Origin of the sequence: Terrimonas pollutisoli, assembly GCF_029360765.1 — a bacterium.
GTDB classification, from domain to species: Bacteria; Bacteroidota; Bacteroidia; order Chitinophagales; family Chitinophagaceae; genus Terrimonas_B; species Terrimonas_B pollutisoli.
In genome coordinates this window covers 374,042-388,717 of sequence record NZ_JARKNA010000005.1, presented here as the reverse complement: position 1 = coordinate 388,717, position 14,676 = coordinate 374,042, and the positions used below count along the sequence as shown (strand labels likewise).

15 protein-coding genes are annotated in these 14,676 nt (G+C 41.2%); 6 read left to right on the top strand and 9 right to left on the bottom strand.

Annotated elements, in window-relative coordinates:
- Positions 1-63 precede the first annotated feature (63 nt).
- Genes tnpA through P2W73_RS12300 form a run of 3 tightly spaced genes read left to right on the top strand, consistent with a single transcriptional unit; the run spans position 64 to position 2,582 of the window.
- Positions 64-525, top strand: a complete 462-nt coding sequence (gene tnpA / locus P2W73_RS12310; RefSeq protein WP_276502347.1) for an IS200/IS605 family transposase — start codon at positions 64-66, stop codon at positions 523-525.
- A gap of 54 nt (positions 526-579) precedes the next feature.
- Positions 580-1,473, top strand: a complete 894-nt coding sequence (locus tag P2W73_RS12305) for an AAA family ATPase (protein ID WP_276502346.1) — start codon at positions 580-582, stop codon at positions 1,471-1,473.
- A complete protein-coding gene (locus tag P2W73_RS12300) occupies positions 1,470-2,582 on the top strand; it encodes a vWA domain-containing protein (protein ID WP_276502345.1) in 1,113 nt (370 codons plus the stop codon). The genes P2W73_RS12305 and P2W73_RS12300 overlap by 4 nt, the downstream gene beginning before the upstream one ends.
- Here the strand turns inward: P2W73_RS12300 and P2W73_RS12295 are convergent.
- From P2W73_RS12295 to P2W73_RS12270, 6 genes are all read right to left on the bottom strand, one after another.
- Complete coding sequence (locus P2W73_RS12295; RefSeq protein ID WP_276502344.1) at positions 2,577-3,194, bottom strand: nucleotidyltransferase family protein; 618 nt, start codon at positions 3,192-3,194, stop codon at positions 2,577-2,579. The genes P2W73_RS12300 and P2W73_RS12295 overlap by 6 nt on opposite strands.
- A gap of 223 nt (positions 3,195-3,417) precedes the next feature.
- Positions 3,418-4,578, bottom strand: a complete 1,161-nt coding sequence (locus P2W73_RS12290) for an XdhC family protein (RefSeq protein WP_276502343.1) — start codon at positions 4,576-4,578, stop codon at positions 3,418-3,420.
- Positions 4,579-4,858: 280 nt separating this feature from the next.
- Positions 4,859-5,395: a methyltransferase domain-containing protein gene (locus P2W73_RS12285; protein WP_276502342.1), complete on the bottom strand. Its 537-nt coding sequence runs from the start codon at positions 5,393-5,395 to the stop codon at positions 4,859-4,861.
- 74 nt (positions 5,396-5,469) lie between these two features.
- Positions 5,470-6,132, bottom strand: coding sequence for a gluconate 2-dehydrogenase subunit 3 family protein (locus tag P2W73_RS12280; protein ID WP_276502341.1), 663 nt, complete (start codon positions 6,130-6,132; stop codon positions 5,470-5,472).
- 20 nt (positions 6,133-6,152) lie between these two features.
- A complete protein-coding gene (locus P2W73_RS12275; protein WP_276502340.1) occupies positions 6,153-6,563 on the bottom strand; it encodes an endonuclease domain-containing protein in 411 nt (136 codons plus the stop codon).
- Positions 6,564-6,797: 234 nt separating this feature from the next.
- Positions 6,798-8,543: a GMC oxidoreductase gene (locus P2W73_RS12270; protein WP_276502339.1), complete on the bottom strand. Its 1,746-nt coding sequence runs from the start codon at positions 8,541-8,543 to the stop codon at positions 6,798-6,800.
- A gap of 150 nt (positions 8,544-8,693) precedes the next feature.
- Between P2W73_RS12270 and pulA the strand changes: the two genes are divergently transcribed.
- Positions 8,694-10,661 (top strand): type I pullulanase, encoded by a 1,968-nt coding sequence (pulA, locus tag P2W73_RS12265; protein WP_276502338.1) that lies wholly within the window; start codon positions 8,694-8,696, stop codon positions 10,659-10,661.
- A gap of 4 nt (positions 10,662-10,665) precedes the next feature.
- Here the strand turns inward: pulA and P2W73_RS12260 are convergent, their stop codons facing one another.
- From P2W73_RS12260 to P2W73_RS12250, 3 genes are all read right to left on the bottom strand, one after another.
- Complete coding sequence (locus P2W73_RS12260) at positions 10,666-11,043, bottom strand: VOC family protein (RefSeq protein WP_276502337.1); 378 nt, start codon at positions 11,041-11,043, stop codon at positions 10,666-10,668.
- Positions 11,044-11,108: 65 nt separating this feature from the next.
- Positions 11,109-11,579: a hypothetical protein gene (locus P2W73_RS12255; protein WP_276502336.1), complete on the bottom strand. Its 471-nt coding sequence runs from the start codon at positions 11,577-11,579 to the stop codon at positions 11,109-11,111.
- Positions 11,580-11,590: 11 nt separating this feature from the next.
- On the bottom strand, positions 11,591-12,397 hold the full coding sequence (locus P2W73_RS12250) for a helix-turn-helix domain-containing protein (protein WP_276502335.1): 807 nt from the start codon (positions 12,395-12,397) through the stop codon (positions 11,591-11,593).
- A gap of 329 nt (positions 12,398-12,726) precedes the next feature.
- On the opposite strand from P2W73_RS12250, the gene P2W73_RS12245 reads away from it, so the two are divergent.
- Both P2W73_RS12245 and P2W73_RS12240 read left to right on the top strand, forming a co-directional pair.
- Positions 12,727-13,989 (top strand): DEAD/DEAH box helicase, encoded by a 1,263-nt coding sequence (locus P2W73_RS12245; RefSeq protein ID WP_276502334.1) that lies wholly within the window; start codon positions 12,727-12,729, stop codon positions 13,987-13,989.
- Positions 13,990-14,098: 109 nt separating this feature from the next.
- Positions 14,099-14,668: a DUF1543 domain-containing protein gene (locus P2W73_RS12240; RefSeq protein WP_276502333.1), complete on the top strand. Its 570-nt coding sequence runs from the start codon at positions 14,099-14,101 to the stop codon at positions 14,666-14,668.
- Positions 14,669-14,676 lie beyond the last annotated feature (8 nt).

Here is a 14,676-nt window from a genome sequence, read left to right as displayed (position 1 = left end):
GTGAAATAAAACAGTGGTTGTATGAATAATTGCAATTGCTGAATGAGTTTAAAAAATCATTTTATGCCAAACACATATTCCCAAATCTATCTGCAGTTTGTTTTTGCCGTGCAACACCGCCAGACATTAATTCCAAAAGAGCACAAAGAAGAGTTGCATAAATATATTACAGGAATAGTTCAGAAACGAAAATCAAAAATGATAGCAGTGCATTGCATGCCTGATCATGCACATATTTTTTTGGGGTTTAAACCGGTAATGGAAATTTCGGATCTTGTAAAGGAAATAAAAGTAGCTAGCAACGGATTTATCAATGACAACAAATGGATGAAGGGGAAATTTAACTGGCAGGAAGGATTTGGTGTATTTTCTTACTCCCAGTCTCATATTGACAGGGTGGCAAAATATGTTCTGAATCAGGAATCACATCACAAAAAGAAAACATTCCGGAAGGAATACCTTGAATTTCTTGAAAAGTTTGAAATTCCTTATGAAGAAAAATATCTTTTCGACTTTATGGAATGATATCTAAAAGAATATTGAAATGGTGAAACTTCTCCTTGCAAATAGTGATCCAGGATGATTCAACTATCCGACATAAAACAAATGCTTCTGTCGCAAGGCTATATTTCAGATGATGCAATAGCTATGTCTGTATTTCTTTCCCTGCAACTGAATAAGCCTTTATTGGTGGAAGGACCTGCAGGCGTAGGCAAGACAGAGATCGCTAAAGTAATGGCCAATGCGTTACAAACAGATCTTATTCGCCTGCAGTGCTATGAAGGACTGGATGCTACGCATGCCCTGTACGAATGGAATTACCAGCGGCAACTGTTGCATATCAAAATGACCGAGCATAATTCGCAAACAATAGACGAGAAGGAGAAGACGATCTTCAGCGATAGCTTTTTAATGAAGCGACCCTTGCTGCAGGCCATCACACATCACCAAAAACCTGTTTTGCTCATCGATGAGGTCGACCGGTCGGATGAGGAGTTTGAAAGTTTTTTATTGGAAGTATTAAGTGACTGGCAGATCACCATTCCCGAAACAGGAACTATCAGGGCAACACATATTCCCCAGGTGATACTGACCAGTAACCGAACCAGGGAGTTAAGCGAAGCGTTAAGAAGAAGGTGTCTGTATCTATATATCGATTATCCCGGATTCGAAAAGGAGCTGGCAATTGTACAATCAAAAGTTCCTGGCATTGATAAAAAGCTGGCTGAGCAAATAACCCGCTTCATGCAGGAGTTACGACAGGTGAAACTGGAAAAAACACCCGGTCTTGCCGAAACACTGGACTGGGCCGCGGCCTTAGCCTCACTTCATATTGACCATCTTGATAAAAAGATCATTGAGCAGACACTGGGCGTAATATTGAAAGATTGGAAGGATACCAGGGAAGCGCAATTATCATTGGCGGAGTTGATGATGCGCACCGGCGTCATTTCTAAGCTGGACAAAGTATGATAAGCCGCAAAACATCTTTAACCGGGAATATTGTTCAGTTCTGCCAGTTTCTTCGGCAGAAAGGATTTGCTGCCGGGGTGGAAGAAGAAGCAACTGTATTGCAGGGATTGCAGTTTATCAATTATTCCAGCCCTTCCGTTTTTCATCTCGCTTTGAAAACCACGCTTTGCAAAGACAAAACTCAGCTGGAAGAGTTTGATGAGCTATTTAATGAATACTGGAAACAAATTGATAAAGCTGTTAATTCAAAAATAAAACACGAACCAAAGAAGCAAGCCAGGTCCCAACCGCTATCGCTGCAATCATTAAATACATGGCTGCATGGCAACCGCAATGATGAGACGATAGAAACAGCGACTTATAGCGGGCATGAAAATTTATCCAAAAAAGATTTTTCTACTGTACCGGAAAGTGGAGTTGAGGAGCTAATGCAAATTATCCGGGCAATGGCAAGGCGGCTGGCAGCCAAAACAAGCAGGCGCTATAAATTTTCACACGACAACGATATACCTGATCTGAGGCAAACATTGCGCAGGAGCCTGAGAAGGGGAGGAGAGCTGCTTGACCTGGCTTACCGTAAGCCTAAACAAACCCGCACAAAGATTTTGTTGCTTTGCGACACAAGCAAGTCAATGGAATTGTACACCGTTTTTTTATTGCAATTCATGTATGCATTTCAGCAGGTGTACCGCCGGATGGAAACATTTGTTTTTGGAACCTCGTTAAAACGAATAACGCCTTTTTTGCGGGAACAGAAATTTCATACTGCATTGAATATGCTGGAAGAGGAAAACGACTGGATGGGTGGAACCAGGATAGGAGAGTGCCTGCAGGTATTCGTAAAAAATTATGGAAAAAAAATGCTTGACTCCAAAACGATCGTCATTATTGTCAGCGATGGCTGGGATAAGGGCAATATGGATATTCTTCGTCAGAGCATGGCGTTCATCAAGGCTAAATCAAATAAAATTATTTGGTTGAACCCGCTGGCAGGATTTGCAAATTATAAGCCTGAGACAACAGGCATGCAAACGGCTATGCCTTTTATTGATGTGTTTGCCCCTGTTCACAGTGTAGCAAGCCTGCAACGGTTGAGTAAGTGGCTATGATTGTTGCTCCGTGTTATTGATTAATGCCTTGTAATCATCTTCTGTGTCAATATCAACATTCCCTTTTTCAAATGAAACAGTTGCTAGGTTATCCTGGTATTTCTCTACTATTTTCCTTGCGCCTGCATCACCCTTTAGTGCCTGTAGTTCGGGGAAAACAGACTTGTGAAAGAGGGCCGGCGGACCAGCCACATCCTTGTATTGGCTCGTAACGATTGGGCTAGCGGTCTTTTTTTGTAGGGTGATTAATTCGTTTAGCAGGGCAGAAGAGACATGCGGCTGATCACAAACCATTAATATCACACCATCTGCAGAAGGAGCTATATGCTGCAGCGTCCCCAGGCCGCAACGGATAGACGTGGCCATTCCCTCTTTCCATTCTTTGTTTTCAACAATATGCACTTTTTTTTCATCAATTTCTTTTTCCGATAGTGCAGCATTGGCGCCAAGCACTACAATTACCGGGTTTGCCTCTGCTTCATTGGCCGTGTCGACTGCATTTTCCAGTAAGCTTTTCCCGTTAAAAGGCAGCAATTGTTTGGGTCGCCCCAATCGTGTAGAAGCCCCGGCTGCAAGAATGATGATAGCGCAGTTGTTTATGGTTATATTCATGATCGACCTAAAGGAAATTTTTTAAATTTTTCAAATGAAGTGGTGACCTTATTACCTTAGTAGCCTGTAGCAAAAATGTGATCAAACCTTATTAGCTTATTTCAGCCATCTTTTAGGATAAGGTAATAAGGTTTTATTTTTTTAATCATTATATACTACTAAGGTAATAAGGTTGGGTTCTTTACCGGCTTCAAATATTTGATAACATCTGGTATCAACTTATTTATTTTTTTTCAAACAAATGGATTTGTTCAATTATCAGTTCATTGCGTGAATGAATAGCACCGGAGTTGGCATGAAGTGAGAGTCCTTGTTTACCACTCAATACAGCTTTTATTTCCGATAAAATGGACAATGCAATTTCTTCTGACGTTTCTGCGCCGATATCGAGGCCAACAGGGCTGTGAATGGAACTGAGTTGCTGCTGTGTTAAATTAATTCCCTGTTCGGTAATTTCACCCAGCATTCGTTCCAGTTTTTTCTTCGGTCCCAACATGCCAACATATGTCACGTTTCGCTGCAGCAATTGGATAAGCATGGCCATATCGTAATTGTAATTGTGCGTCATTAACACAAAAACAGTATTGGCATCGATGGCAATTTTGCCGATCACATCTTCAGGCTTTGATAGCAACACCTGGCAGGAAGAAGCGAATCGTTCTTGTTTAGCGTAAGCCGGTCTACCGTCGATGACAGTGGTTTCCCATCCCAGTATCTCTGCCATGCCGACTAATGGTATCACGTCATTGCCTGCACCAATAGCGATTAATGACACAGCCGGCTCTATTAATTCAATGAAAGCGACAAGGCTTTTATTTTCAAAAATGTAGTTCCTGAATAAAGATTGCTTACCGGTTAAAACCTGTTTACCATCAGCCAATAATTTCTCTTTCAGTGCAGGAACATTTCCTTCTCTTACTTCATCTTCCCGTAGCATCAGGCAGGTGCCAGGCTGAGGGTCTTTTTTATTCTCCAATGAGAATAAAGTTACTAGTACCGCTTTTTGTCGCTCCGAAGCCACCGCTTTTAAAAAATTGATGGGACTGTTTGCATCGGAGGTATCGATCGGTTCTATCAAAACCTGGATAATGCCATTGCAACCAAGCCCGATTCCCAATTTGGCATCGTCCTCATCCATGGTATCATAGGTAACCAACATGGACTTTTTTTGGGACATTACCAGCAAAGCTTTCCGCAAGGCATCACCTTCCAAACATCCGCCGCTGATAGCGCCTGTTAACTGTCCCTCCTCTGTGATCAACATCCTGGCGCCGGGACGACGATAAGACGAACCATCAACGTGTACTACGGTTGCCAGGGCTGTTTGCTGGCCTTTGTATTGGGCCTCATCAAATGAGCGGATGATATCGTTAATTTCTTTCACTGATAAGAGAGAAAATTTGTTTGTTCAATTTACTCAAATTTTAGAGAATAAAGATTGATGTATTTCAGGTAAAATTAAAAAGAGTTGTAAACGGTCTATAACTCCTTCGGATCTTTGCGAAAAACTTGTCTGACGACGGGCAGGCTTTGTATTCTCTTTGCGGTTAGATCTTTTTTTGCCGCAGAGAGCGCCAGGAAAAATTCGCAAAGAAAACAAGTTTTTGATATTGACTAAGTCTATTGGAAATTTAACACAGAATCTCAAAATAAGAATTAGCCGCTTACTTAGTGACACAGTCTATTAATGCAGCATACATTTTCCCATTATTGTAGATCGAAAGATGTTCGTTCAATTTGGTGACACTGTATTTATCCGTCGCCATAAAAAGATTTAACAATGATTGAAAATTCAGGGGATAAGGAACCCACCTATTAGCGACGCTGGTATCATATTCTACAATAATAAAATAGTGATCTTTTTGCAGGTACTTATTTAGCTTTTTAAAAAAGGTTGCTTTATCTTTTACATAATGCAGGGAATTAGCCATCAATATGCCGGTCAAATTTTCAACCGGTAAATCATCCTTTACAAAATCCGCCTGCACTTTTTCTATTACCTGTTCATTGTATTGGTCCGGAATTTCATTGAACGAAGATTGGTTTGTATCAACACAATAGATAATACCACCTGGGTCAATAAGATGGGCCAGGGCTTTTGTAAATAAACCATTTCCACAACCCAGGTCGGCCCAGCGGTTTCTATTCTTTAATTGTGGTTGTGCTGGTTGAAGTAACTGTATGGCATCTTTTAACTGCATATCAGTATAATAACATTGTAATAAAAAAGCTGTTCAAATGATGAACAGCTTCCCAAAATAATTTTTACCAACTGCTATTTAAAACTTACACATTCTTTCAACTCCTTCTCTGTATAGGCCAAATTGTATTGCTTCAATACATCATCCGGCACTCCATTCCATTGGTTAGGTTTATTGCCGGCATAACCCAGGTCCTTGACACCAATTTCAGAAGTATAAAAACCTGAAGCCGTAAGATTGCGCATCAATGAGAAAAAGGCAACACCCTGTTTCATTTCCGGCTTAGCCTTGTTGGGGTAAGCGATCTGGTCAACCATTTCGATCTGCTGCTGCGGGCTGCAATCTTTAAATGCCTTTTCATAACGTTTATGGCACTGCAAATCCAACCAGCGCAGGCCTCCCCGCATGGGTACCTGGTGTTCCGGCATGTCCCTTACAATGAAGTCAATGAATTCGGGAACCTTTGCATCGGAAGCGCTACCACTCACTTCATCCTTTGGAATTATAATATCGCCCAGCACAGTAATGGTTGCCATTTCATGATCCGAGAAAAATTTTCCCTGCGCAATGACCGACTTCTCATATTTCATTTCTTCAGCGCTGCGGTGAATCGGGAAGTCGGCCTCTTTAGGCTTTACCTCTTCTACTTTTTTGTCATCGGGTTTGCAACCCGCAATAACTGCCGGCACTGCAACAGCACCGGTAGCGATTAGTTTTAATGATTTACGTCTGTCCATAAAAGAAACCCCCAAACCCCCTAAAGGGGGCTTTTAGACTCCGTTTGTTGAGGAGTGTTTTGTTTATGTAAATTGTTTAACTGCAAAATTTTTTCCTTGATGCTTTTTAAAACATATTCCGTTTCTTCCAATACCTGTTGATTTGTAAATCGAATAATAGTATAACCCCATATTTCCAGTTCCTTTTGCCTTGTCTCATCAGCAGCTTTTATATCCTTTTCATTGTGAATAGCCCCATCCACTTCAATGATAAGTTTTACTTTGTGGCAAAAGAAATCGGCAATATATATTCCAATAGGATGTTGTCTTCTAAACTTTAATTTATCAATCCCCGGTTTTAAACAGAACCATAAGACTTTCTCAGCTTCAATCATGTTTTTACGCAGATGCTTTGCATTTGCAAAAATAATATGCGAAGCACCTTCAAACATTCCACCGCTTTTATATGGGTTCTTTAAACTCATTTTCCTGGCAGTTTCTTAAATCTCCATAAGGGGATTTAAATAGTTGGCTCTAAATGGGCTTTTATACTCCGGTTGTTGGGAAGCGTGTTGTTTATTTACATTAATTTATTTAATTGTATTTTTTTCAAGGATTCTTTAATACGCCTTCTGAATCAATAAAACCTTCTTTTGCTGTCAGGCTCCAAAGCCCCCTTTAGGGGGTTACAGGTTTTGTTTCTTCAACTCATCAATAATATACTCACTTGCCCTCATCGATAGAGCTAAAATTGTCCACGTAATATTTTTATCCGCCTGGCTTACAAATTGGCCGCCGTCTACACAGAAAAGATTTTTACAATCATGTGCCTGGCTCCATTTATTTAAAGCCGAACGTTTAGGATCATTACCCATTCTTACGGTGCCTGCTTCGTGAATGATCTCACCGGGCTTTAAAAGGCCCCAGTTATTTTTTTCATTATCATCGCCACCCCAGGTGATCACCGCACCCATGTTGTGCATGATCTCTTTGAAGGTTTCCTTCATGTGCTTTGCCTGGTTTATTTCATGCTCACTCCACTTAACATTAAACTTCAAAACAGGGATGCCATATTTATCAACGGTAGTAGGATCTATTTCACAATAATTGGATTCTAACGGGATCGCTTCACCACGGCCAGCCATACCCACACTGGCGCCGTAGAAGAAACGATAATCTTCTTTCAATGATGCACCATAACCACCGGCTTCTTTTTGTTTTCCTTTTACTACAAATTTTCCATTGAGGCTTTCAATACCCGCACCAAAACCATAGGAAGGTTGATCATACCCACCCCAATACTCGATATGGTAACCCCTGGCAAAATCAAGTTTCTTATTATCCAACCACCAGGGTGAATACACATGCAGACCGCCTACACCGTCTTCGTTATAGCGTTTACGGTCAAATAATTTTGGAAGAACACCGCCCAGTTGCGCACCGGTAGAATCATGCAAATATTTTCCTACCACATTGCTGCTATTGGCTAAGCCATTCGGATGCCTTTGTGATTTTGAATTCAGCAATATCCTCGCCGACTCGCAGGCACTGGCTGCGAGTATTACTACTTTACCTTCCACCTGGTATTCCATCATGTCGTCTTTGCTGACATAAGAAACACCGGTTGCCAATCCTTCCTTATTGGTCAGCACTTCACGGGCCATGGCATTGGGAACAATGTCTATATTGCCGGTTTTCATTGCCGGGTAAATCAATACGTTTGGCGAAGAAAAGTCGGCTTTGAAAAAACTACAGTTTCTGCCGCATTGGGCACAGAAACCACAGGCGCCGCGGTCTTTATTGTCAGGCAATTGCTGCGTAAGAATTGAAAGCCTTGAAGGGATGACACGAACACCCGCCTGTGTAGCCGCATTTTTTATAAACAATTCATGCAGCCGCGGTTTGGGCGGTGGAAGAAAAAAACCATCTGGATCATTATCCAACCCTTCATTAGTGCCGAATATGCCAATCAATTTATCGATGCGGTCATAATAAGGCTTTACGTCTTCATAACCGATGGGCCAGTCATCGCCTAAGCCGTCAATGCTTTTGCGCTTAAAATCTTTTGGTCCAAATCGCAACGAAATACGTCCCCAGTGGTTGGTGCGTCCACCCAGCATTCTTGCACGAAACCAATCGAATTCGGTTCCTTTTTCTTTTGTATACGGCTCACCATCCAAATTCCAACCACCATAGCAGGCGTCGAAATCGCCAAATGGCCTAAGCTTCGAAGCACCCCGGCGTGGCGATTCCCATGGATTTTTAAATTGTGTAATATCTTTTTGCGGGTCATATAAAGGGCCAGCTTCGATTATACAAACTTTTAATCCTGCATTCGCTAAAACATAGGCCGACATACCGCCACCGGCACCGGATCCAACAATAACTACATCGTATTTTTTTGCCTGCTTCTTAACCTGGAAATCTCCCATATCGCAAAAGGTATTTGTGTCAAATAATGAAGCGCCAATTTACACGTAAACATTCAATCAACGAAGATTTTTTTGACGGGTGAATGTTCACAACCGTTTGCGTAATAGCAAATATTGCGAGTATCTTTAAGTGGTAAAATAAAATGGTTCATGAATAAAGTTCTTATGCTGATCGGCCTGCTCATACCATGCATTACAAAAACACAGCCCGGTAGGTTTGATAATTATCCCGTTTACGTTGGTACTGACCTCGGTCTGCAGTATACACCACAACAATCTTTCTTCCGCATCTGGTCGCCAACGGCCGATGAAGTTGAATTGCGTTTGTACAATGAAGGAATTGGCGGCGAAGCCATTCAAACCATTTCCATGAAAAAAAGTATCAGCGGTACATGGACTGCTTCAATCAAAGGCGATCAGCAGGGAAAATTTTATGTATTCAGGGTGAGGATAAAACAGGAATGGTCAAAGGAAGTTCCTGATCCATATGCAAAGGCAGTTGGTGTAAATGGCAGAAGAGGTATGATCGTCAATTTGGAGCTTGCAAATCCTGCCGGGTGGGAGAAAGATAAAGGCAGCCTGTTGAAAAATTCGACGGACGCAATCATTTATGAATTGCATATAAGAGATGCAAGTATTGCCATGAATTCCGGGATCAAAAACAAAGGAAAATTTTTAGGGCTCACAGAAAAAGCAACAGTTAACGAAGAAGGGTTAAGCACCGGGCTGGATCATATCAAGGAACTTGGAGTAACACATGTACATATTTTACCGCTGTATGATTTTTATTCGGTTGATGAAACCAAACTCGACAAACCGCAATACAATTGGGGTTATGATCCGCTGAATTATAATACCACGGAAGGTTCTTACAGCACCAATCCTTATGATGGGCTCACTCGGATTCGTGAGTTTAAGGAGTTGGTGAAAACATTTCATGCAAACGGATTAAACATTGTGATGGATGTCGTGTATAATCATACCATGCTGACAGAAGATTCTTATTTCAATCAACTGGTGCCCGGTTATTATTACCGGCAAACACCGGAAGGAAAATTCTCCAATGCCACGGCTTGCGGTAATGAAACGGCGAGTGAAAGACCGATGGTGCGCAAGTTTATGCTGGAGTCGCTAAAGTATTGGGTAAAGGAATACCATATCGATGGTTTCCGGTTTGACCTGATGGGAGTGCATGATATTGAAACCATGAATATAATCGCTAAAGAATTGAGAAAAATAAAACCGGATATTTTATTGTATGGCGAGGGATGGACAGCAGGTGCATCACCCTTGGCTGAAACAAAAAGAGCGGTAAAAAAATACGCTTACAGGTTGGATAATATTGCTGTATTCAGCGACGATATACGGGACGGAATAAAAGGCAGTGTATTTGTGAATGACGAGAAAGGCTTTGCCAGTGGCCGGCTGGGCATGGAAGAAAGTATTAAGTTCGGAGTAGTGGCTTCAATCAAACACCCGCAGGTTGATTATAGCAAAGTGAATTATTCCAAAGCACCTTACTCTGTTAATCCTTCCAGTACGGTTACCTATGCAGAGTGCCACGACAATCATGTGCTTTGGGATAAACTGACTCTTTCTGCGCCTGATGTGACAGAAGCAGAAAGAAAAGAAATGCACAAACTGGCATTGAGCATAGTGTTGACTTCACAGGGCATTTCTTTTTTACATGCAGGTACGGAATTTTTGCGTAGTAAAAAGGGCAACGAAAATTCATTCAATGCCGGTGACAGTATTAATGCTATTGACTGGAGTTTGAAAACAAAGAATAAAGATGTGTTTGACTATGTGAAGGCATTGATTAAATTGCGGAAAGAGCATCCTGCTTTCCGGATAAGCAGCGGTAAAGATGTAACAGAGAATATCAGGTTTTTAAAAACTGGTGAGGGAGTTGTTGCTTATACAATTAACGGGAAAATGATGAAGGACAAGTGGAACAAGATACTAGTTGTTTACAACAGTAATCCAGGGGAAATAAAAATTGATTTACCACCGGGAAATTGGCAAAAACATTCATTACCCGGCCAGGAAGTTTATTATCATTCCGTTAAAAACCCGATGTCAGCTGCAGCCAGGAGTTGTACAATCTTTTACCAGTAAAAAATCAGATGACTGACGTAATCCACCACACATTCCCAAACGGATCTTTTACGCCGCAGGCACGTCCATAATCTTTATCAGCCGGTTCTTGGCCTTCAACAGTTAAAGCTCCCGCCGCTAGTGCTTTTTTGTAAGTAGCATCTGCATCATCCACATGTATATACATGCCAGCATTCATTACGGAAAATTGCCTGCCTGTTTCAGCAAACATGATCACAGCATTGCCAACTTTTAGCTCACCGTGCATCACTGTTCCGTCTTCAGCAGGAACTATCAATTGTTCTGTAGCATCAAAAACATTTGCCATAAATTTTCTGAATCCATCCGTGTCTTTTAGGATCAGGTAAGGCATTAACTGGTTGTATTGTCCGGGTATTTTCATAATTGTTATTTAGATCAAAATTCTACCTTAAACTTTTATGAAAATTGGAAAAAAACGACATTTTATTATGCCGTTACCCTTATTGAATAAAAACGATGTGCAATAAAAGAAAGTGGTATACCGATGACCGCTATCAATATCAAAACAGCAATAATAGCGTTCTTTACATTAAAAGCTCCAGCTGTTGCTTTACTTATAGGCACCACTACCTGGGTCATTATTATCCAGATAAAAATGCCATATATAATGCCGGTAACGATGCGATTCCAGGAAAGTAATTTAAGCTTCGGGTAAATAAGAAAGAAAAAGATCGTCCATATAAAAGCGATCAGAAAATGGAGCAGTAATCCCCAAACAGCCATGCTATTACTTCCTGAATAGGCTGATTTGCCAAACACAGCGCTGGCAATATACTTCAATACGATCAAAGGGTCTTTTCCAGTTTTGCTATAAAACTGTACCAATGCGGCAATGATGTCAAGGCTGCCGACAAGCAAACCCGAGAGTAGAATCGTTTTCCAAAAATGCTTTTGCAATGTTTATCGATTTAACTGTATGATTCTTTCCATTCCACACCTTCTGCTTTTCCTGAAAAATATTGTTTGGGATGATAACCCGAAAATTGTTTGAAGTCGTGAATAAAATGCGACTGATCATAATAGCCGCAATCATAAGCAATATCCGTTAATGTTTTATAACAGGTTCCATATTGCTGCGTTGCAAATTGAAAGCGGATGATCCGGGAATATAATTTAGGGCTGAAGCCAGAAAAGATTTTGAAATTTCTTTCAAACTGGCGCATAGAAAGAAAGGATCTTTTTGCCAATTCATCTACGGATCTCAGGGTCTTTGAATGAATGATATTGCTGATAATGGATACGAATGCAGGTTGCTGAACGGCTTTATTCTTCAATATTTTTTTTTCTAACCAGGAAGATAAAATAGAAACCCTTTGGCTATTATTGGAAGCAAGTATTATTTTTTCTTCTAGTTCTCTGCCATCGGGGCCAGTCAAACTTTCAAGGTCTGGCATCTGGTCACTTAGTTCATTGGCAGGGATTGAAAAAAGATGCGGAATGGCAAAAGGGTAGAGGTAAATACCAAATATGCCAAAGCCTCTGTCTATCGTAAAGCGTCTGAAGTTTTGTGATGGACCGTGTAGCCCGCTTGTAAATGATTGTTCAGACTTGCCGGGCGTTGTTATTTCATTAAACAGTCCTTTGTAGTGAAATATCATTTCAACACAGCCATCTGCCACGGAGCGATGGCAATAGGGTTCATCACTTTCGAGCACCCAGAAAAACCGGACGTAAGGAGATAATATGGGTGATGGCGCTATGGTATAATAGTTCATGAATGCATTTCTGAATACTTTTCTAAGTTAACTATTTTGATGCGTAAACAGTAAGGATGATAAGTTGTAGGTTTAGAGATTTATCAATTTAACCCGAAACACTTCAGTAAAATCACTACTCGTTGAAACGGCCAGACGATACCACGATTAAAACTTATCAACTCATTCCCGGAAAAAACATTATCTTCGCCTTTCTTATATGTTATTTCTCACTCAGTTTGTTTTGATTTTTTCTCCTCAAATGTCGTGATAGCTTAACGTAAGGCGGGTAAAGTATCTTCAAATAAGTAGATAGCCTTACCATATTTTTTTAATCAAATTTTATTCAATTGTCATTTCACAATTTGCCGCTCATTGAGCCGGTGCTCAAGGCTTTAGCTCATGAAGGTTACACAAAACCTACACCTATCCAGGAACAATCCATCCCCATTATTTTACAGCAAAGAGATCTGCTCGGCTGTGCACAAACCGGCACTGGTAAAACAGCAGCCTTTGCCATCCCGCTTCTGCAATTAATGCATCAGCAATCATCACCTACCCGTCATCGTGGTATCAGGGCATTGGTGCTGACGCCTACCAGGGAACTGGCTATACAAATCGAAGAAAGTTTCAAAGCCTATGGAAGATATCTTAATCTGCACAAGCTTGTTATTTTTGGCGGTGTGTCACAGGTGCCACAGGTAAATGCACTGCGTCGCGGTGTTGATATACTGGTGGCTACGCCGGGTCGTTTGCTCGACCTGATGAATCAGGGTCATATTTCGCTTCGTGATATCAATTTTTTTGTATTAGATGAAGCAGATAGGATGCTGGACATGGGTTTTGTACATGATGTAAAAAAGATCATTGCAAAATTGCCGGCCAAAAGACAAACACTTTTTTTCTCCGCTACCATGCCGCCCGAAATACAACGGCTTGCCGATGTATTATTAACCAATCCCGGTAAAGTAGAAGTAACGCCGGTTTCATCTACTGCTGACACGATACAACAAACATTATATTTTGTTGAAAAGCAAAATAAGAGATCGCTGTTGATTCATTTATTGGAAGATACCCGTATTCAAACAGCTTTAGTATTTAGCCGTACCAAGCATGGCGCCGATAAGATTGCCAAAAATTTGAAAGCTGCCGGCATCACGGCCGAAGCCATTCATGGTAATAAATCCCAAAATGCCAGGCAATCGGCATTGACCAATTTCAAATCACGACGGACAAGAATATTGGTAGCTACCGATATCGCCGCCCGCGGGATTGATATTGATGAGTTGACGCATGTAATCAATCATGATCTGCCGGATGTTCCGGAAACCTATGTACATCGCATTGGCCGTACCGGAAGAGCAGGGGCAAGTGGTATCGCTATTTCGTTTTGCGATGCAGAGGAAAGAGATGAATTGAAAGCGATTCAAAAGCTGATCAAAAAAGATTTACCAGTTGTAACAGAACATCCCTACGTGATGACCGGTAACAGTCAACCTGTAGTACAGGCAGTTCAACGTCCGTCATTCCAAAAACGGAATTCCGGCAACGGGAATAATTTTTACGGGAAGAGAAGAAATGCCCGTCCATTTTATTCAGCTGATCGTTCATAAAAGAATATCACTGTCGAAAATAAAAGGGCTCGAAAGGAGTCCTTTTGTTTAAGCAAGCCGAAGCAGCAGAGCTGAATGGCTAAGGTTTGATAAACCTTTAAATTTGGTGATGAAACCATTGAAGCTTTTTATGTTGCTGTTGGGCTGTAAACCGTCCGGGAGAAACACCGAACAACACGATATTTTCTTTGCCATCGGAACTGACCTGAAAGATCTTTTGCCCGATATCTTTGATTTTTGGCCGGAAGCCAATCAAAAAATTCATATTGATGCATGGCGTGAAGTAAACAGGGTAGACAACTTTGATGTCAGTGTTGTAAACCGTGATGAGAACAACACCAGTACTCACGAAGAGTTAGTAAGATTGTTTTTCATTAACCTGGGTGGTTATAAGCCCGGCGAGTTTGAAGAATTTCACTACAAAGTGATTGCCGCTGCACCCAATAAAGGAATCGCCATTCAGCAGGCTAAAAAAACTGCGTTCTATCGTCATACCGGGTTCAAAGGCGCCACTTCTCATGTGGATGATAAGTATGGTGTGGACGTGGATGACTTGTATGAAATCTCCGACATCCTGCCCGCAGCGATGAAAGAAAAATATTCCATCAGGCTTACTCCGGCTGTCACATCAACGGAAGATCTATTAGCGTTGGGATATACGATACTGGATAAATTATGAAGCAATTA